Consider the following 18,197-nt stretch of genomic DNA (forward strand, 5'->3'; position numbering starts at 1 on the left):
TCAAGGTGAGGAAGAGGACGTGTCTCACATAGGGTGGGAGCGCTATGGCTGAACAGGTGACCTTCTACGAAGCGGTCGGCGGCGAGGAGACCTTCCACCGGCTGGTCCACCGCTTCTACCAGGGGGTCGCGGACGACCCCGACCTCCGCGCCCTCTACCCCGAGGAGGACCTCGGTCCGGCCGAGGAAAGGCTGCGGCTCTTCCTGATCCAGTACTGGGGCGGCCCCAACACCTACAGCACGCGGCGCGGGCACCCGAGGCTGCGGATGCGTCACGTGCCCTTCGTCATCGGCGCTGCCGAGCGGGACGCGTGGCTGCGGCACATGCGCGTCGCGGTGGACGAGCTCGGGCTTCCCGATGATCTGGAGAGGCAGCTCTGGGCCTACTTCACGATGGCGGCGCAGAGCATGGTGAACGCCCCTACGTGAGCGGGTAGAGGGCCCCGTATGACGCTAACCCCTTGGTGGCGCAACGCCGTCGTTTACGAGGTCTACGTCCGCAGCTTCGCCGACGCCGACGGGAACGGCGAAGGCGACCTCCAGGGGATCCGGTCCCGGCTCGGCCACCTGCGCGATCTCGGTGTGGACGCGCTGTGGCTCACCCCCTTCTACACCTCCCCGCTGGCCGACGGCGGCTACGACGTCGCCGACTACCGCGACGTCGACCCCCGGTTCGGCACGCTGGACGACTTCGACGCCCTCGTCGCGGACGTGCACGCCCACGGGATGCGGCTGATCGTCGACATCGTCCCGAACCACTCCTCCGACCGGCATCGCTGGTTCCGGGAGGCGCTCGCGGCGCCGCCCGGGTCGCCCGCACGCTCCCGCTACATCTTCCGGTCCGGCAGGCCAGGGGGCCGTCCCGGCGAGGAGGCCCCGCCGAACGACTGGCCGTCGGCGTTCGGCGGCCCGGCCTGGACGCGGCTGGACGACGGCGAGTGGTACCTGCACCTGTACGCGCCCGAGCAGCCCGACCTCAACTGGCGCAACCCTGACGTGCGGCACGAGTTCGAGGACGTCCTGCGGTTCTGGCTCGACCGCGGCGTGGACGGCTTCCGCATCGACGTCGCCGCCGGCCTGTTCAAGGACGAGTCGTTCCGCGACCTCAACGGCCAGGACCGGCGCATGCTGAACGGCCCCATGTACAGCCGGCCCGAAGTCCACGACGTGTACCGAAGGTGGCGGCAGATCCTCGACGAGTACGACGGCGACCGCATGGCCATAGGCGAGGTGTGGACGGACAGCCCGGAGGACCTCGCGCTGTATCTCCGTCCAGACGAGCTGCACCAGGTCTTCCAGTTCGACCTGCAACTGGCCCCGTGGTCGGCCATGGCGTTCCGCGAAGTGATCGACGCCGCGCTGAAGGCCGTCGCTCCCACGGGCGCCGCTCCGACGTGGGTGCTGTCGAGCCACGACTCCGTCCGCCACGTCACCCGCTATGAGCAGCAGGGCGGTTTCCAGGGCATCGGGCACGCCAGAGCCAAGGCCGCGCTACTGCTGCTCTTGGCGCTTCCCGGTTCGGCCTACCTGTACCAGGGGGAGGAACTGGGGCTGCCCGAGGTGACCGATCTGCCGGACGACGCCCGGCAGGACCCCGTCTTCAGGCGCACGAACGGGCAGACCGCCGGACGCGACGGCTGCCGGGTACCGCTGCCCTGGTCGGGCCGCGCCGAGCCCTACGGCTTCTCCCCCGACGGCGTCCGGCCGTGGCTGCCCATGCCGGAGCGGTGGGCGTCCATGACCGCCGAGGCGCAGGCGTCCGACCCGTCCTCCATGCTGAGCTGGTACCGCGAGGCGCTCGCGCTGCGCCGCCGTCTGCACGGCGGCCTCCCGGAAGACCTGGAGTGGATCGACTCCCCCGAGACCGCCCTGTTCTTCCGGCGCGGTTCCCTGGTCCTCGCCCTCAACTGCGGCGAGAACCCTGTGCGCCTCCCTGCGGGCACCCCGCTTCTGACCAGCACGCCCCTCTACGGCGAGTTGCTGCCCGGCAACACCGCCGCCTGGCTGAGCACCCCCTGAACGCGCGGCGCGGTGCGCCGGTCCGTGCGTCGACCTCTCGCACGGACCGGCACACCGCGGTGCTTCGCCGAGGGGCCTCCGGCTACAGCGGCGGGCGCTGGAGCTGGAGCGGGTCGTCGGCCATCGGGGCCGACTTGAGGGTCTGCATGCCGGTCCCGGCGCCCGCCCAGCGCTTGACGTCGGCGATCGCCTTGGACTGCTCGTCACCGGGCAGCTTGGCGATGAGCCGGCCGCTGTGGTTCATCCCCGGGGCGACGTAGACGGCGGAGTCGCGGCTGCCGCGCCCGAGGCGGAACGGCTCGGAACCCCACGGGTCGTTGGCGCCGTACAGGAACAGCATGTGGTCGGCGTTCCCGCGCACCCAGCGGTCGATGTCGCGCATGGCGCGGCCGTTGTCGAACCGCATGGGGATGTCACGCGGAACGTAGGTGCGCGGCTGGTAGCTGTCCTCGTACCGCAGCAGCGGCCGCAGGTGCTTGAACTTCGGCGTCGGCCAGCCCAGCTGTGTCCCCGCCTGGTAGTAGTACGGGATGTACGGGGCGAGGCCCTGGTCGCTGTAGAACGACAGGCCCGAGATGTTGTCGAGCGTCTGGTAGATCTCGTCGTCCGAGGCGTTCACCGCGGGCAGCGACGCGCAGTCGGACTGCAGGCTGTACTGCCAGAAGCCCCACTCGTAGTCCATCACCGAGTTCTCGAACGCGCGGTCCTGGCTGCGCAGGATGGTGAACGTCCAGCCGTTCTCGTCGGCGGCCGCCTTGAAGCGCTTGAGCATCGCGGGGCGGCGCTTGAGGAACTCGCGTGCCAGCGCCTTGACGTGGGTGCGGCACTCGGGGTCGGTGCCGACCGTCTTGAAGAACTCGTCGTAGGCGCGGTCGTCGTTGTTGTCGACGTCGTTCGGCGCCACGTACACGACGCTGCCGTCGACGTCACGCGGGTAGAACCGCTTGTGGTAGACGGCCGTCATGCCGCCCTTGCTGGCCCCCGTCGAGATCCACTTGCCCTGGTAGACGGTCTTCAGGGCACCGATCAGCCGGTGCTCGTCGGTGGCCGCCTGCCAGATCGTGTCCTTCTTCCAGTCCGTCGGCTCCGGACGGGACGGGGTGAAGTACCGGTACTCGACCGAGATCTGGTTGCCGTCGACCAGTGCCGTCGGCTCGGAGGTGAACATCGTCTCCGGCGTGTTGTACCCGCTGGTGTAGAGCACCATGGGACGGTCCGCCGACTTGTGCTGCAGCATGATGCGCTGCTCGAACCACTGCCCGCGCGGGTTGCGGTGGTCGACCGGCTGCCTGTACTCCAACCAGAACCAGCGGTAGCCGGGCAGGGTGGACGGCTTCTCCGTCACCTGCATGCCCGGGATCGCCTTCAGCTGGGCGAGGATGTCGCCCGCCTGGGCGGCGCCGGCCTTCGCCGTGCCCGCCTGAGCCGTTCCCGCGGCCTGCGCCGCGGTGGCGCCCGCCCCGGTCATGCCCGCGGCGAGCAGCAGTGCCATGGCTCCTCGTGAGACGCGCCGCATTGTGCCCCTTTCACGTGGGTTCTCCACATTCGCGTCGCGACCCTAGAGGGAGAAACCTTGCCAGAACGGATCGCTGTTGGGCTTGTTACCTATCCGTGACGGGTCGGTTGTCACCCGATCAGACCGGAAATCAGACCCAGGAGGGGCGAAACCGTGATCAGGCAGGCAATGGCGCTCACGCTGGAGGAACGCCGGCCCGCCCGGTGTACTTCGATCACGTTCGGAACGGCGCACTGCCGCGACCAGAGATCAGACCCGGAGGATTCCGGCCGGGTCCGGGAGCGGCGATCGGGCCGCGAGGCGGGTCAGGCGGAAGGGGTGAGGGTGAAGCCGTCGTCCCAGGGGGCCAGGCGTTCGAAGAGCCGCTCGTCGTGCCAGCGCCCGTCCAGATGGATGTGGCGGCGGGCCGTCCCCACGGGTGTGAAGCCGTTGCGTTCGAGCACGCGCTGGGAGGCGAGGTTGTCGACTCTCGTGAACGCCTCGACGCGGTGCAGGCGGAGCGCACCGAACGCCACGTCCAGTGCCTGCCTGACCGCCTCGGTGGCGACACCCCTGCCGGCGTGCGCGCGCGCCACCCAGTAGCCGACGAAGCAGCTCTGGAGAGGCCCGCGCAGGATGTTGTTGAGCGTGATGCGCCCGGCGACCTCGCCGTCGACGAGGACGACGCCCGGCCACATCTCCTGCGCCGCGTACGCCTCGACCAGGTCGCGCAGGTTCTCGCGCTGCCCGTCGACGGTGAAGTACGCCTCGCCCCGTTCCGGTTCCCAGGGGCGCAGGTAGGCGCGGTTCTCCCGGTACAGCGCCGCGAGCGCCTCCGCGTCGGCCATCTGGACGGCGCGCAGGCGCACCCCCGCCCGGCGTCCGTCGAGCGCGGGCGGAGGGCCGGCGAGGGCCGTCATGCGCGGGGCACCACGTACCGCCCGATGAACTCCCGTTCCTCCGGGGTGAAGCGGCGCAGGCGGTTCGCCTCCACGTCGAACGCGACGAGGGTCGAGGTCGCCTCGGCGTACACGTGGTCGTCGTCCCGCACCTCGTAGGCCAGCTTGAACGACGCGGCGCGGGCCTCGGTCACCCACGTCTCCACGCGGATCGGGTAGACGGTCGGCAGCAGCGGGTACCGGTAGTCGATCTCGTGCCGGGAGATCACCATGCCGCGGACGGGCGGCTCCCCCTTGCGCACCGGGTCGCCGTGGAACATCTCCAGCCGCGCGTCCTCCAGGTAGCCGAGGAACTTGACGTTGTTCACGTGTCCCTGGGAGTCGATGTCACCGAAACGGATCTTGAACTCGTAGACGTGGCGGTACTCGGCCGCGGGCAACTGCTGCATGTCCTCGCCTGGGTACGGGGAACCGGGGGTCGGCCCGATGCTACCCGGAGCGGTCGAGGTCCCTGACAAGGCAGGGGCGCTTCGGGTCGAACCGCCAGTCCGGAATCAGGTACCCCATCGCGGCGGCGTCGTCGCGGTCGCCCAGCCCGTACCGGACGTAGAGGTCGTGCGCCTCCTCGACCCGCCGTTCGTCGACGTCGACGCCGAGCCCCGGGCCCTCGGGCAGCGCGATGGCGCCGTCCGCGATCCGCGGCGGGTCGGTCGTGAGGCGCTGGCCGTCCTGCCAGATCCAGTGCGTGTCGATCGCGGTGATCTCGCCGGGCGCGGCCGCGGCGACGTGGGTGAACATCGCCAGGGACACGTCGAAGTGGTTGTTGGAGTGCGAGCCCCAGGTCAGCCCCCACGCCTCGCAGAGCTGCGCGACCCGCACCGAGCCGCGCATCGTCCAGAAGTGCGGGTCGGCGAGGGGGATGTCCACCGCGTCCAGCCGGATCGCGTGGCCGAGCTGCCGCCAGTCGACCGCGATCATGTTGGTGGCGGTGCGCAGGCCGGTCGCGCGGCGGAACTCCGCCATCGTCTCCCGGCCCGAGTAGCCGCGCTCGGCGCCGCACGGGTCCTCGGCGTAGGCGAGGACGTCCCGCAGCGCGGTGCCGAGCCGGACGGCCTCCTCCAGCGACCAGGCGCCGTTCGGGTCCAGGGTGACGCGGGCGCCGGGGAACCGCTCGGCGAGCGCCCGCACGGCCCGCGCCTCCTCCTCGCCGCGCAGGACGCCGCCCTTGAGCTTGAAGTCGGCGAACCCGTAGCGCTCGCGCGCGGCCTCCGCCTGCCGGACGATCGCCTCGGGCGTCAGCGCCTCCTCGCGCCGCACCCGCAGCCAGCCGTCCGCCCCGTCCGGTGGTGCTTCGTACGGAAGGTCCGTCCTGCTGCGGTCGCCTACGTAGAAGAGGTAGCCGAGGACCGGGACCGTGCGGCGCTGGACGCCGTCGCCGAGCAGCGCCGCCACCGGGACGCCGAGGAACCGCCCCATCAGGTCGAGCAGCGCGGCCTCGATCGCGCTCAGCGCGTGCACGGTGATCCTCGTGTCGTGCGTGAGCGGGCCGCGCCCGCCCGCGTCCAGGTGGCCGAACGCCGCGCGGACGGTGGTGAGGATCTCGTCGGAGCGGCCGATGGGCCTGCCGACCACCAGATCCCGGGCATCCTCCAGCGTCCGCCGGATGCCCTCGCCACCCGGTACCTCTCCGACGCCCGTGCTACCGGACGAGTCGGTGAGCAGCACCAGGTTCCGCGTGAAGAACGGCCCGTGGGCGCCGCCCAGGTTGAGCAGCATGCTGTCGCGCCCGGCGACCGGCACGACCCGCATCCCCGTGACGACCGGCGTGCTCACCGCGGCACCCCCTGGTAGGCGATCGGCCGCTGGAACCGCTCGACGGCGAGGCTCCCGACGGACGTCGCCCGCGCATCGGACGTCGCGGGATACGGTCCGCCGTGCACCATGGCGTGCCCGACCCGGACTCCGGTGGGCCATCCGCCCCACAGGATCCGTCCGGCGAGCCGCTCCAGGACGGGCAGCAGCCGCGCCGCCGCCTCGCCCCCGCCGTGGATCGTCGCGGTCAGCTGGCCCTCCAGCCCGCGGGCCAGCCCGGCGACCTCGTCGAGATCGGCGCAGCGGACGACGAGCGAACAGGCACCGAAGATCTCGTCCTGGAGGTCCGGCCCGAAGTCCCCGGCGTCCACGACCGCGAGGGCGGCGCGGCATCCGGCCGCCGCGTCGGGTTCCCGGCCGCGCGCGAGGATCTCCACGCCGGGACGCCGTTCGAGCTTCTCGACGCCTTCGGCGTAGGCGCGGGCCAGGCTTCGCGTGAGCATGGGAGCCCCGGGGTCGGCCTCGATCGCCGTCGCCGCCGCGTCCAGGAAGGCGTCGAGACCGGGTCCGTCGACCGCGAAGACGAGTCCCGGGTTGGTGCAGAACTGCCCGGCCCCGAGCGTCACCGACCCGGCGTACTCCTCCGCCAGCTCGGCGGCGCCCTCCGCCAACGCGTCCGGCAGCAGGAAGACCGGGTTGACGCTGCTCATCTCCGCGTAGACGGGGATCGGCCGCGGCCGGGCCGCCGCCGCCCTCGCGATCGCCAGGCCCGCCTTGCGCGACCCGGTGAACCCGACCGCCTGGACCCGCGGGTCGGTGACGAGCGCGGTGCCGAGCGTGGGCCCGTCGCCGTACAGCATCGAGAACACGCCCTCGGGCAGCCCCGCCTCCCGGACGGCCTCCGCGACGGCCCCACCGGCCAGCTCGCACGTGCCGGGGTGGGCGTCATGCGCCTTGAAGATCACCGGGCAGCCCGCCGCGAGCGCGGCGGCGGTGTCGCCGCCCGCAACCGAGAACGCCAGCGGGAAGTTGCTCGCGCCGAAGACCGCGACGGGCCCGAGCGGCACCCGGCCCTGCCGGATCTCGGGCGTCCCCTCGCCCGCCGGGTCGACGCTCACCGCCGGCCCGCCCGCGCGACCGGCGCCCTCCGGCGGGTTCGAGCCGTGGCGTGCGGTGATGCCGGGCGTCGCCGCCGCGCGCAGGTCGGCAGCGAACAGGCGCAGCTGCCCCGACGTCCGCGCGACCTCGCCGGTCAGCCGGGCGGCGGGCAGGCCGGTCTCGGCCGCGGCGCGCCGGACGAGATCGGCGGCCCGCGCGTCGAGCCTCCCGGCGATCGCGTCGAGGAACGCGGCGCGCTCCTCGGGACCCGTCGCGCGGTAGGCGTCGAACGCGTCCTCCGCGAGGGCGCAGGCCCGGTCCACCTCCGCGTCGCCGCCGTGGCGGTACTCGGGTTCGAGACGCTCCCCGGTACGGGGATCGGCGGCGGTGATCGCCCTCCCCGGCCCGGTGACGCGCTCGGACCCGATCAGCATCTGCCCGGTGAGCTGGGCCAACGTCCCCGTCCTCCCTGGTTGGGCGGCATGCCTGAACCGGACGATAGGAGACGCGATCGATACCTGTCCAACACGAAAAACGCATCGTTCGATGCTGCGCGCGTATCACCGGCCGTGCCGGAAACGCGAACGGCCGCGCGATCGGGATCGCGCGGCCGTACGGGGACGACCGGGGTCAGTCGCGGGTCAGCCTGCGGTGGGTGACCCGGTGCGGGCGGGCGGCGTCGGCGCCCAGCCGCTCGATCTTGTTCTTCTCGTAGTCGGCGAAGTTGCCCTCGAACCAGAACCAGTTCGAGCCCTCCTCCCACGCGAGGATGTGCGTGGCGATGCGGTCCAGGAACCACCGGTCGTGCGAGGTGATCACGGCGCACCCGGGGAACTCCAGGAGGGCGTTCTCCAGGCTGGACAGGGTCTCGGTGTCCAGGTCGTTGGTCGGCTCGTCCAGCAGCAGGACGTTGCCGCCCTGCTTGAGCGTCAGCGCGAGGTTGAGGCGGTTGCGCTCGCCGCCGGACAGGACACCGGCGGGCTTCTGCTGGTCAGGGCCCTTGAAGCCGAACGCCGCGACGTACGCGCGGGACGGCATCTCGACCTGGCCGACGTTGATGTGGTCCAGGCCGTCCGAGACGACCTCCCACACCGTCTTCTTCGGATCGATGCCGCCGCGGCCCTGGTCGACGTAGGAGATCTTGACGGTCTCGCCGACCCGCAGGTCCCCGGTGTCGGGGTGCTCCTCCGCGACGATCATGCGGAAGAGCGTGGTCTTGCCGACGCCGTTCGGGCCGATGACGCCGACGATCCCGTTCGGGGGCAGGTTGAACGTCAGGTCGTCCATCAGGAGCCGGTCGTCGAAGCCCTTGGTCAGCTTGTCGGCGATGATCACCGTCTGGCCCAGACGCGGGCCCGGCGGGATCTGGATCTCCTCGAAGTCCAGCTTGCGGTGCTTGGCGGCCTCCGCGGCCATCTCCTCGTACCGCTCAAGGCGGGCCTTGCTCTTGGTCTGGCGCGCCTTCGGGTTCGACCGCACCCACTCCAGCTCGTCCTCGAGGCGCTTCTTGCGCTTGGCGTCCTTGTTGCCCTCGACCTTGAGCCGGTCGGCCTTCTTCTCCAGGTAGACGGAGTAGTTGCCCTCGTAGGGGTAGCAGCGCCCCCGGTCCAGCTCCAGGATCCAGGTGGCCACGTTGTCGAGGAAGTACCGGTCGTGCGTGACGGCCAGGACGGTGCCCTCGTACTTGGCGAGGAACTGCTCCAGCCACTGGACGCTCTCGGCGTCGAGGTGGTTGGTGGGCTCGTCCAGAAGCAGCAGGTCGGGCGCCTGCAGCAGCAGCTTGCACAGCGCGACGCGCCGGCGCTCGCCACCCGACAGCTTGGACACCTCGGCGTCGCCGGGCGGGCAGCGCAGCGCGTCCATCGCCTGGTCGAGCTGGCTGTCGAGGTCCCAGGCGTTGCGATGGTCGAGCTGCTCCTGCAGCTTGCCCATCTCGTCCATCAGCTCGTCGGTGAAGTCGGTCGCCATCTGCTCGGCGATCTCGTTGAACCGGTCGAGCATCGCCTTGGTCTCGGCGACGCCCTCCTCGACGTTCCCGAGGACGTCCTTCTCCTCGTTCAGCGGCGGCTCCTGCTGCAGCATGCCCACGGTGAACCCCGGCATGAGGCGCGCGTCGCCGTTCGAAGGCTGTTCCAGACCGGCCATCATGCGCAGCAGCGTCGACTTACCGGTGCCGTTGGGCCCCAGAACGCCGATCTTCGCGCCCGGAAGGAAATGCAGGGTGACGTCGTCAAGGACGACCTTGTCGCCATGTGCCTTGCGCACACGCTGCATCGTGTAGATGTACTCGGCCATATCGTCAAGAGTAGGGGGTCCTGGAACCTGTTTATCGCGTTGCCGCCTCAGTGGCCGGACGGCTTGGGGCCCTCCAGGGCGGGGAGGCACACCCGGTCGCGCCCCGAGGACTTCGCCCGGTAGAGCGCCAGGTCGGCCGCCGTCATGAGTTCCAGGAGGTCCTGGCCGTGGGTGCGGAACAGCGACACCCCCACGGAGACCGTGACCGTGACGGTCCCCTCCTCGGCGGGGACGGCGAGGCGGCGCACCCGGCCGCGGAGGCGCTCGGCGACACGGCAGGCCTCCACGGTGTCGGCGCCCGGCAGCAGGACGACGAACTCCTCACCTCCGAAGCGGCCCACCACGTCGTAGTCGCGCAGCTGGTGGCACAGGGTGCTGGCGACCCCCACCAGCACCTGATCGCCGACCAGGTGGCCGTGGGTGTCGTTGACGCGCTTGAAATGGTCGATGTCGATCAGGAGGAGCGCGACGGCGTCGTGGGTGCGCTGGGCGCGGGAGAGCTCGGTGTCGGCCTCGCGCTGCCAGGCGGCGGCGTTCAGCAGGCCCGTCTTGGCGTCGGTGCGCGCGGCGGCCTGGAGCTGCTGGTGCATCAGGCTGCGCTGCAGGAGCATCACCGGCGGAAGGGTCAGCAGGAGCAGCCCCAGCGACAGGGCGCTCGTGATCGCCACCAGGATGCCGACGCAGAGTTCCACCGTGTCGAGCAGGAGGCTCTCGCGCGTCCACAGGACGTCGCGCCACCGGCTCTCGGGGTCGGCGGCGTGCGCGGCGACCGCGACGATCGCCGCGTTCACCACCGTGAACAGCGCCGCGCAGCCGACGGCCGCGGGGATGCCCGGGTAGCTCTCGACGACCCACCGCGGCGCCCCCTGCAGCGGATCGGCCACCACCCGGTGGAACACCACCGACGCGCACGCCCCCGCGATCCCGAGCGCGGCGGAGACGACCGCCCTCCGGTAGACCAGCGTCCGCCGGACGCGGAACTGCAGCAGCGCCTGCATCGGCACCGGGATCAGCAGCGCGTACACCGGCGGCAGCAGCAGCGCGACCGGCAGCCACCAGGCCGACAGAAGGTCGCGCGCGACCCCCGCCGGCATGCCCAGCCTCCGCGTCGCCTCGATGCACACGCCGCCGCACGCCAGCAGGGCCCCGAAGGTCATCAGATCGTCGCCCCGGAACGGGGTGTCCGCCAGCCCCGCGACGATGAGCCCCAGATGGACGGCCACGACCACCGGCACGTAGACCACGAGCAGGGACGGACGCCCAAGTCGCGCCCTGCGCCTCGGCCTGCGGACCAGCTCCCCACCACGGTCCTCGGCGGACGACTGCACTGCCGTCATCCTTCCCCCTTACGCACCTCACGTTGTGTAACACGATAGTTGCAACGTGTGCGGAACGGGCGTGAAACAGGTACGTTCGGGAACGCACATGCGGGTGACCGTTCTAGATCACCGCATCCGGGCCCGCTGATCCGCGGAGCCCGACCATCCTGAGGGGGACCACCATGCGCGGCGTTTCCTGGATCTGACCAGCCAACAGCCACCGAAACCGCGGGGGCGCGCACACTGCTCCCACGGCCCGCTCCCCCCACAAAAAACTCTTTGCGCCGCACCTCCACCCGGCGCCCCCCGGCCGCGCCCTGCCCGCTCTCCGGCCCCGCAGACGCGCAGTGGCCGCACCTGGCCGACAACCGCAGGGCGGGGGCGGTCTGGTAGTGGGCGCCGCGAGGTCGAGCGGCCCCGTGACCAGGCCGGCCCCTTGACTGACCCGTGAGACAGGCGGGGCGCGCGGGGCGGTTGGGGTTCGGTCACGCGGCTTTGGATTCGTCTTCTTCTGCGGGGGTGGTCAGGGCCCATTGGTCGGCGGTGTCGCGGGCCAGTTGGCGGTCTTCGTCGGTCAGGGGGCCGCTGCGCTGGGCGGGGCGGTAGTCGACGGTGCCGCGGGTCAGGTCGGGGCCCAGGGTGGTGGCCTCGACCTCGGCTGAGAAGCGCCACTGGTCGTCGCGCTCGTACTGGCGGATGCGCAGGCGTCCGGTGACCAGGATCGGCGTGCCGCGCTGGAGGTCGGACGCGTTGACGTTGTCGGCCAGGCCGCGCCAGCAGTTCACCGTGACGTACAGGGAATCGTCGTCCTGCCATTGGCCGGTCTGCCGGTCGAAGCGGCGGGGCGTGCAGCCCACCCGCAGCGACAGGAACGGGTGGCCGTTGTTCGTCACGGCGTAGCGGGGCTCGGCCGCGACCCAGCCGGTGATGGTGACGTGCGCCTCGTTCATCGCGTCCTCCGTTGTCTCGCGTACGAGCACAACGGTGGCGCAGAGGCGGAGGGCCGCGTCGAAGGTCGCGGAACTGTGGATAACTCAGCCGCGGCCGAGGGCGACGTCGACGTCCCGGCGGAAGCGGGCGTAGACCTCCAGGTCCTCCTCGATGGGGACGATCACCTTCTCGCGCGCGACGCGCTCGATGCCCTGGCGCATGTGCTGCTCCATCTTCTCGCCGTGTTTGGCGGACGACAGCGCGACCATGTTGCGGCACGCGGACGCGGTGAGCCAGCCCATACCGAGGGTGCAGACGACCAGGATGGCGACGTACGGGATCAGGCCCGCCTGGCCGATGAGGCCGTCCGGGTCGTCGCCGCCGAGGCCGAGCAGGCCGTAGGCGACGAGGAAGCCGATCCACACGACGCTGAGCGCCGCGACCAGGACCAGGAAGTACTGCCAGGTCTTGACCAGCCACCACCAGCGCGGCACCACGTTGAACGTGGGCAGGGCCTCCTTGAGGGACTCGCCGAGCGCCTCCGGGATCTCGGCGGCGTGGGAGCGGGCCGCGGTGCGGACGGAGCGGCCCCAGTGCGGCGGAAGCTCGGCGGTGACGCCCTCGGCGACGTTCTGGAGCGCGTTGTCCACGTCGCCCTGCTGGGCGCCGATCGGGCCGGTGAAGGCGTTGCGCAGCTCCTCGCGCAGCTCGGTGAGGCGCATCCGGCGCAGCGGGTCGGACCGCAGCCGGCCGATCATGGCGGTGACGGGCCAGCCGATGAAGTCGGCGGCGCGCAGCTCGTAGGCGCTCTCCATGGCCTCGGCGACGGCGGGCGCGCCCGCGGCGTCGGTGAGGGCCTGCAGGAGCTCGGCCTTGCGTCCGTCGTCCACCGTGACGGGCGGCTCGGCGTCGAAGCGGTATCCGGTGAACCGCTCGGCGGCCCGGTCGACGTCGGCCGACAGCCGCTCGGTGCGGGCGCGGCGGGCGGCGACGGTGTCGACGAGGGTGTCGCGGAAGCCGTGCACGCCGTCCTCGGCCACGGCGGAGGTGGTGACGATCCGCGGGTCGGCGAGCCCCTCGGCCTCCAGCAGGCGGCGCAGGTCGGCGACGCACTCGTCGATCTCGTGCGGCGCGAGCCGGTCGACCTGGTTCAACACGATCAGGGTGACGCCGGTGTGCCGGGCGAACGGGACGATGTAGTTGCGGTGCAGAGCCGCGTCGGCGTACTTCTGCGGGTCGACGACCCAGACCAGCAGGTCGGCGATGGTGACGAACCGGTCGACCTCGGCGCGGTGCATCGCCTGGATGGAGTCGTGGTCGGGCAGGTCGATCAGGACCAGGCCCTGCAGGGTGGCGTCGGCGCGCTCCAGGTCGAGGGCGCTGGCGCGGGCGTAGCGGTGGCGCTTGTCGACGTCGAGCCAGTCGAGGAGCGGGCCCGCGCCGTCCAGCCCCCAGACGCACGCGTGGGCCTTCGAGGTCATCGGGCGGCGCATCCCGGTCGGCGACAGTTCGAGCCCGCAGATGGCGTTGAACAGCGAGGACTTGCCGCTGCCCGTGCCGCCGGCCAGGGTGACGACGGTGTGGTCGCCCGACAGCCGCAGCCGCTGCCCGGCGCGCCGCAGCAGTGCGCCGGCGTCGTCCAGGACGGGCTGGTCGAGCCGGCCGAGGCCCGCCTGGACGAGCCGGTCCAGCCCGTCGAGCCGCTCGACCAGCCCGGGCGGGTCGGCGGAGCCGGCGGGGGGGCCGGCTTCGGGAGCACCGGGGAACGGGATCTCGCCGGTTCCCGCCGGCGAGTTCGCGGGGATGGCCGAGGTGGTCATCGGGCAACCTCAAGGTTGTAGGTGGCCTGGTACAGCTGGACGGGGACGGTCTCGTCGGGGATGCCGGCGGAGTCGAGCACCTGGCCGAACCGGATGGCCTCCTCGTCGAACAGCATCCCGATGCGGCTGCGCAGGTCGGCGCGGGCCTTGGCGCCCATGCCGCGCAGGGACTCGGCGCCGAACAGGGCCTTCAGCAGCCGCTGCGGGACGGCGCTGTTGCCGCCCTCCACGGCCACCTCGGACGTCCCGTACCCGAGCAGGCCGATCATCAGGACGAGCGAGACCGCCTCGGTGTCGAAGGAGACCAGCTTCGCGACCGAGCGCTTGGTGACGCCCTGGGTGCGGATCAGCTCCTGGACGTGGTCCTGCCAGGCGCTGACGGCCCGGGTGACGCGCCGCGACAGCTCCGGGGAGACGTGCCCGAGGCCGGCGTCGGCGCCGGCGAGCACCTGGGCGCCCGCCGGGTGCTCGCGCCAGCGGGCCATGACCTGCTCCGCGCCGTGCTCGGCGGACGCCATGATCAGCGATTCCAGGCCGCTGCGCAGCGCCGCCTTGAGGGCGCGCACGCGGGCCGGGCTGCGGCGGCGGCGGTTCGCGGCGCGGCCGCGGCGCGGCCGCTGGACGTGCAGGGCGCGCAGCAGGTCGCCGGTGCCGGCGAAGTCCTGCCAGCGGGCCAGTACCTCGCCGCGCAGCAGCGAGCCGTTGCGGGTCGCCTCGTCCAGTTCGGCGAGGGCGGTGCCGTACCCGGCCTCGACCTCCCTGGCCAGCTCGGCTCGCCGCTCGACCTGCGCCTCGACCTGCCGGGCGAGTTCGGGGACGCGGGTACGGAAGCTGTCCAGGACGGCGGCGAGGGTGTCGCTGACGACGATCTCGCGGTCCTCGGCGTCCTCGGCGACGCCGGTCAGCCAGTCGCGGATGTCCTCGACGGTCTCCTCGGGAAGGCGGCTCTCCTCGATCCGGGTCTCGGGGATGGTGAAGCGGCGCGCGTCGCCGACCTCGTGCTCGTCCAGCATCTCGGCGAAGTGCTCGACGATCTCGCCGCCGCCGGCGCCCGCGCCCTGCGGGACGCGCGACAGCACGACGCCGATCGTGGCGCCGTTCTCCTTGGCGCGCTGGAGCATCTGCCAGACCTGGGCGTCGGCGTACCGGGCGGCGGTGGTGACGCACAGCCACAGGTCGGCGGCGGCCATCAGCTTGGTCGCGAACTCGTAGTGGTCTTCGAAGACCGAGTCGAAGTCGGGGCTGTCGAGCAGGGCGAGGCCGGGCGGCAGGACGTCGCTGGCGATGATGACCAGCTGGTCGCCCGCGATGGCGTCGGGCGCGGGGCCGCGGACCCGTCCCATGCCGGGCAGCATCGGCCCCTCCATGAACCACCGCAGGTGGTCGGGGTGGCAGACGAGGATCGGGCTGCTGGTGGTGGGGCGCAGCACGCCGGTCGCGCTGACGCGGGCGCCGACGAGCGTGTTGACCAGGGTGGACTTGCCCGCGCCCGTGGAACCGCCGAGCACCACGAGCATGGGGGCGCCGGCCGCCTGGACGCGCGGCAGGACGTAGTCGACGAGCTGGGCGCGCAGTTCGTCGCGGGCCTCGCGGGCCTGCTCGACGCCGGGGACGTCCAGCAGGAAGTCGAACGCGCCGAGCTGCTCGCGCAGCACGGTCAGGGCGCGGACCAGCTCGCCCCGGTTGACCGTCGCCCCGGCCTTCGGGGCGCGCCGCCGTCCGCGCCTGGACTTGGCCTCGGCCTTCTTGGCGGTCTCGGCTCCACCTGTTTCGGCGCCACCTGTTTCGGCGCCACCTGTTTCGGCGCTACCGGTATCGGCGGCCTCGGCGTCCGTCGCCTCGTCTTCGGGGGCGGAGGCGTCCTCCGCCGCGCCCTTCTTCGGGGTCTGCTTCTCGCGTGCCGTGGCGCGGCCTCCCGTGTCCTTCCCGGACGCGTCCTCGCCGTCCGTGGTCTCGCCGGACGCCGCGGCCTCTTCGGGGGCGGGCTCGCCGGCCCGGCCCGAGCCGGCGCCGGCCTCCTCGTCGTGGACCGTGCTCTGCTCTGCGGGGGGTGTCACGGATCCCGTCCCAAGTCCGCTCGAATCATGTCGATCTCTCGTGCCACGTTGACCACGTCGCCCACGACCACGATCGCCGGGGGCCGGACATCTCCGGCGGCCATCTCGTCGGCCACCGTGCCCAGCGTCGCCGTCAGCGCCCGCTGGCCGGGGAGGGTGCCGTCCTGCACCACGGCCACCGGCGTTCCGGACGACCGACCATAGCGCATGAGGGCCGCCGCGATGAGGCCCATCCGCTCCACCGCCATGAGCAGGACGATCGTGCCGTTCGCGCGGGCCAGCGACTCCCAGTCGACGGTCGAGTCGGGGTGCCCGGGAGGGACGTGCGCGGAGACGACGTGGAACTCCTGCGCGACGCCCCGGTGGGTGACCGGGATGCCCGCGGCCGACGGCACGGCGACCGCGCTGGTGATGCCGGGGACGACCGTGACGGGGACGCCGTGGCGGGCGCAGTACAGGGCCTCCTCGCCGCCGCGCCCGAACACGAACGGGTCCCCGCCCTTGAGCCGGACGACGAAGCGGCCCTGCCGCGCGTGCTCGACCAGGTACTCGTTGATGCGGTCCTGGGTGACCGTCCGGCCGTAGGGGATCTTGGCGGCGTCGATGACCTCGACGTCGGCGGCCAGCTCGTCCAGCAGCCCGCCGGGGGCGAGCCGGTCGGTGACGACCACGTCGGCCATGGCGAGCAGCTGCCGCCCGCGCACGGTGATCAGGCCCGGGTCGCCCGGCCCGCCGCCGACGAGCGCGACGCCCGCGGGCTTGCTCCGGGAGTGCCGGGACTCCAGGGCGCCGTCGCGCAGACCCTCCACCACCGCGTCGCGGATGCCGGCGGCGCGGCGCGGGTCGCCGCCGAGCAGCACCCCGACGGTCGCGTCGCCCGCGTGCCCGGTCGCGGGCGTCCAGGCCGGGGACGACTCGGCGTCGTCGGCCCGGACGGACCAGATACGCGCGGCGTCGGCCTCCGCCACCACGTCGCCGTTGACCTTGGCGTCGTCGGTGACGGCCTGCACCAGCCAGGCGCCGGCGCAGTCGCCGCGCTCGTAGCCCCGCCGGTGCCAGGTGATCCGGCCGCGGTCGGCGAGGCCCTCCAGGGTGGCGGTGACCGAGGGGGACACCAGGACCACCTCGGCGCCCGCGTCCAGCAGGGCGGGCACGCGGCGCTGGGCGACCCGCCCCCCGCCGACGACGAGGACGCGTCGCCCGCCGAGTCGCAGGCCTAGCAGGTACGGGGGCACGGTGGATCTCTCGGACGCGGGTGGCGGACAGTCTCTTTGTGGAACAAAGGTACTCGGCTCGGGGAGTCCGTGGAGAGGGGCCTCGCCCGTTCGATAGCCGAGCGTGACTCATTCCGTGATCACGTTGTTACGGCCGCCCGGCGCCCTTCTCGCTCACTCCGGCGGAGTCGAAGGTGGCGACCTCGTGCAGGACCCGCACCGCGCTCTGGACCAGCGGCAACGCCAGCAGGGCACCGGTTCCCTCGCCGAGCCGCAGTTCGAGGTCGACCAGCGGCCGCAGGCCGAGGGACCGGATGGCGGCGCCGTGGCCGGGCTCGGCCGAGCGGTGCCCGGCGACGCACGCGCCGAGGGCGTCCGGGCACAGCGCGGCGGCGGCGAGGGCGGCGGCGCCGGCGATCACGCCGTCCAGGACGACGGGGACGCGCAGCGCCGCCGCGCCGAGGACGAACCCGGCGATCGCGGCGTGCTCCAGCCCGCCGACCGCCGCGAGGACCTCCATCGGCTCCTTGGCGTGCCCTCCGAGGAGCCCGTGCCGGTCCAGGGCGGTGCGCACCACCTCGACCTTGTGCGCGTGGGTGGCGTCGTCGATCCCGGTCCCCCGGCCGGTGACCTGCTCGGGCGGCAGGCCGGTGAAGGCGGCGACCAGCGCGGCGGAGGCGGTGGTGTTGGCGATCCCCATGTCCCCGGTGAGCAGGCACCGGGCGCCCTGCGCATGCAGATCACGGGCGACCTCGATGCCCGTCCGGACGGCGCGCCGGGCCTGCTCGGCGGTCATCGCGGCCCCGGCCGTCATGTCGGCGGTGCCCGGCGCGATCTTGCGGCGGAGCAGGCCGGGGGCCTCCGCCAGCTCGGCGGCGACGCCGATGTCCACCACCGTGACGGCGGCGCCGACCTGGGCGGCGAACGCGTTGACGACGGCGCCGCCGGCCAGGAAGTTGGCCACCATCTGCGCCGTGACCTCCTGCGGCCACGGGGTGACGCCCTGGGCGTGGACGCCGTGGTCGGCGGCGAACACGGCGACGGCGGCGGGCTCGGGCATCGGCGGCGGGCACTGCCCGGCGAGCCCGGCGAGCCGGACCGACACCTCCTCCAGGACGCCGAGGGACCCGGCCGGCTTGGTGAGCCGGGCCTGCAGGTCGCGGGCGTCGCGCATGGCCGTCCCGTCCAGGGGGGCGATGGAGGCGACGGTCTCCTCGATCAGGTGCATGGTGTCCTTTCG

General features: G+C 72.6%; 13 protein-coding genes and 1 pseudogene. 2 read left to right on the top strand and 12 right to left on the bottom strand.

Annotated elements, in window-relative coordinates; translation table 11 throughout:
• Nucleotides 1–56 precede the first annotated feature (56 nt).
• Both CHC11_RS00900 and CHC11_RS00905 read left to right on the top strand, forming a co-directional pair.
• Nucleotides 57–422 (top strand): annotated as a pseudogene (locus tag CHC11_RS00900) (globin); the annotation flags it as partial.
• A gap of 24 nt (nt 423–446) precedes the next feature.
• Nucleotides 447–2,018 (top strand): glycoside hydrolase family 13 protein, encoded by a 1,572-nt coding sequence (locus tag CHC11_RS00905; RefSeq protein WP_089309626.1) that lies wholly within the window; start codon nt 447–449, stop codon nt 2,016–2,018.
• An 82-nt stretch (nt 2,019–2,100) separates the two neighbouring features.
• On the opposite strand, the gene CHC11_RS00910 is transcribed toward CHC11_RS00905, so the two are convergent.
• The 12 genes from CHC11_RS00910 to cobT all read right to left on the bottom strand — a co-directional run bounded on the left by CHC11_RS00910 (nt 2,101) and on the right by cobT (nt 18,185).
• Nucleotides 2,101–3,510 (bottom strand): S28 family serine protease, encoded by a 1,410-nt coding sequence (locus CHC11_RS00910; protein ID WP_089309627.1) that lies wholly within the window; start codon nt 3,508–3,510, stop codon nt 2,101–2,103.
• A 329-nt stretch (nt 3,511–3,839) separates the two neighbouring features.
• A complete protein-coding gene (locus tag CHC11_RS00915) occupies nt 3,840–4,433 on the bottom strand; it encodes a GNAT family N-acetyltransferase (protein WP_089309628.1) in 594 nt (197 codons plus the stop codon).
• Nucleotides 4,430–4,861, bottom strand: coding sequence for an acyl-CoA thioesterase (locus CHC11_RS00920; protein WP_089309629.1), 432 nt, complete (start codon nt 4,859–4,861; stop codon nt 4,430–4,432). The genes CHC11_RS00915 and CHC11_RS00920 overlap by 4 nt, the downstream gene beginning before the upstream one ends.
• A 40-nt stretch (nt 4,862–4,901) precedes the next feature.
• The gene (locus CHC11_RS00925; protein WP_245918640.1) at nt 4,902–6,245 is read right to left on the bottom strand and encodes an enolase C-terminal domain-like protein; all 1,344 of its coding nucleotides are present in this window, start codon (nt 6,243–6,245) and stop codon (nt 4,902–4,904) included.
• Nucleotides 6,242–7,777 carry an aldehyde dehydrogenase (NADP(+)) gene (locus tag CHC11_RS00930; protein ID WP_218825888.1) on the bottom strand — a complete coding sequence of 512 codons (1,536 nt, stop codon included), beginning with the start codon at nt 7,775–7,777 and terminating at the stop codon, nt 6,242–6,244. The genes CHC11_RS00925 and CHC11_RS00930 overlap by 4 nt, the downstream gene beginning before the upstream one ends.
• A gap of 175 nt (nt 7,778–7,952) precedes the next feature.
• Nucleotides 7,953–9,617, bottom strand: coding sequence for an energy-dependent translational throttle protein EttA (ettA, locus tag CHC11_RS00935; RefSeq protein WP_089309630.1), 1,665 nt, complete (start codon nt 9,615–9,617; stop codon nt 7,953–7,955).
• 47 nt (nt 9,618–9,664) lie between these two features.
• Nucleotides 9,665–10,954, bottom strand: a complete 1,290-nt coding sequence (locus CHC11_RS00940) for a GGDEF domain-containing protein (protein WP_089309631.1) — start codon at nt 10,952–10,954, stop codon at nt 9,665–9,667.
• 467 nt (nt 10,955–11,421) lie between these two features.
• Nucleotides 11,422–11,886, bottom strand: coding sequence for a single-stranded DNA-binding protein (locus CHC11_RS00945; protein ID WP_089309632.1), 465 nt, complete (start codon nt 11,884–11,886; stop codon nt 11,422–11,424).
• Between the two features lie 84 nt (nt 11,887–11,970).
• Entirely contained in the window at nt 11,971–13,686 is a 1,716-nt protein-coding gene (locus CHC11_RS00950) for a GTPase family protein (protein WP_089309633.1), read from the bottom strand.
• Entirely contained in the window at nt 13,683–15,743 is a 2,061-nt protein-coding gene (locus CHC11_RS00955) for a GTPase family protein (protein WP_245918641.1), read from the bottom strand. The genes CHC11_RS00950 and CHC11_RS00955 overlap by 4 nt, the downstream gene beginning before the upstream one ends.
• Nucleotides 15,740–16,978, bottom strand: coding sequence for a uroporphyrinogen-III C-methyltransferase (cobA, locus tag CHC11_RS00960; RefSeq protein WP_089309634.1), 1,239 nt, complete (start codon nt 16,976–16,978; stop codon nt 15,740–15,742). Before cobA ends, CHC11_RS00955 begins: the two co-directional genes overlap by 4 nt.
• A gap of 127 nt (nt 16,979–17,105) precedes the next feature.
• Nucleotides 17,106–18,185: a nicotinate-nucleotide--dimethylbenzimidazole phosphoribosyltransferase gene (gene cobT / locus CHC11_RS00965; RefSeq protein WP_089309635.1), complete on the bottom strand. Its 1,080-nt coding sequence runs from the start codon at nt 18,183–18,185 to the stop codon at nt 17,106–17,108.
• Nucleotides 18,186–18,197 lie beyond the last annotated feature (12 nt).

Source organism: Actinomadura mexicana, from assembly GCF_900188105.1.
Lineage (GTDB): Bacteria > Actinomycetota > Actinomycetes > Streptosporangiales > Streptosporangiaceae > Spirillospora > Spirillospora mexicana.

Coding starts and splice junctions, on each gene's coding strand:
- CHC11_RS00905 (WP_089309626.1), top strand. CDS start 447: ATGACGCTAACCCCTTGGTGGCGCAACGCCGTCGTTTACGAGGTCTAC.
- CHC11_RS00910 (WP_089309627.1), bottom strand. CDS start 3,510: ATGGCACTGCTGCTCGCCGCGGGCATGACCGGGGCGGGCGCCACCGCG.
- CHC11_RS00915 (WP_089309628.1), bottom strand. CDS start 4,433: ATGACGGCCCTCGCCGGCCCTCCGCCCGCGCTCGACGGACGCCGGGCG.
- CHC11_RS00920 (WP_089309629.1), bottom strand. CDS start 4,861: ATGCAGCAGTTGCCCGCGGCCGAGTACCGCCACGTCTACGAGTTCAAG.
- ettA (WP_089309630.1), bottom strand. CDS start 9,617: ATGGCCGAGTACATCTACACGATGCAGCGTGTGCGCAAGGCACATGGC.
- CHC11_RS00940 (WP_089309631.1), bottom strand. CDS start 10,954: ATGACGGCAGTGCAGTCGTCCGCCGAGGACCGTGGTGGGGAGCTGGTC.
- CHC11_RS00945 (WP_089309632.1), bottom strand. CDS start 11,886: ATGAACGAGGCGCACGTCACCATCACCGGCTGGGTCGCGGCCGAGCCC.
- CHC11_RS00950 (WP_089309633.1), bottom strand. CDS start 13,686: ATGACCACCTCGGCCATCCCCGCGAACTCGCCGGCGGGAACCGGCGAG.
- cobT (WP_089309635.1), bottom strand. CDS start 18,185: ATGCACCTGATCGAGGAGACCGTCGCCTCCATCGCCCCCCTGGACGGG.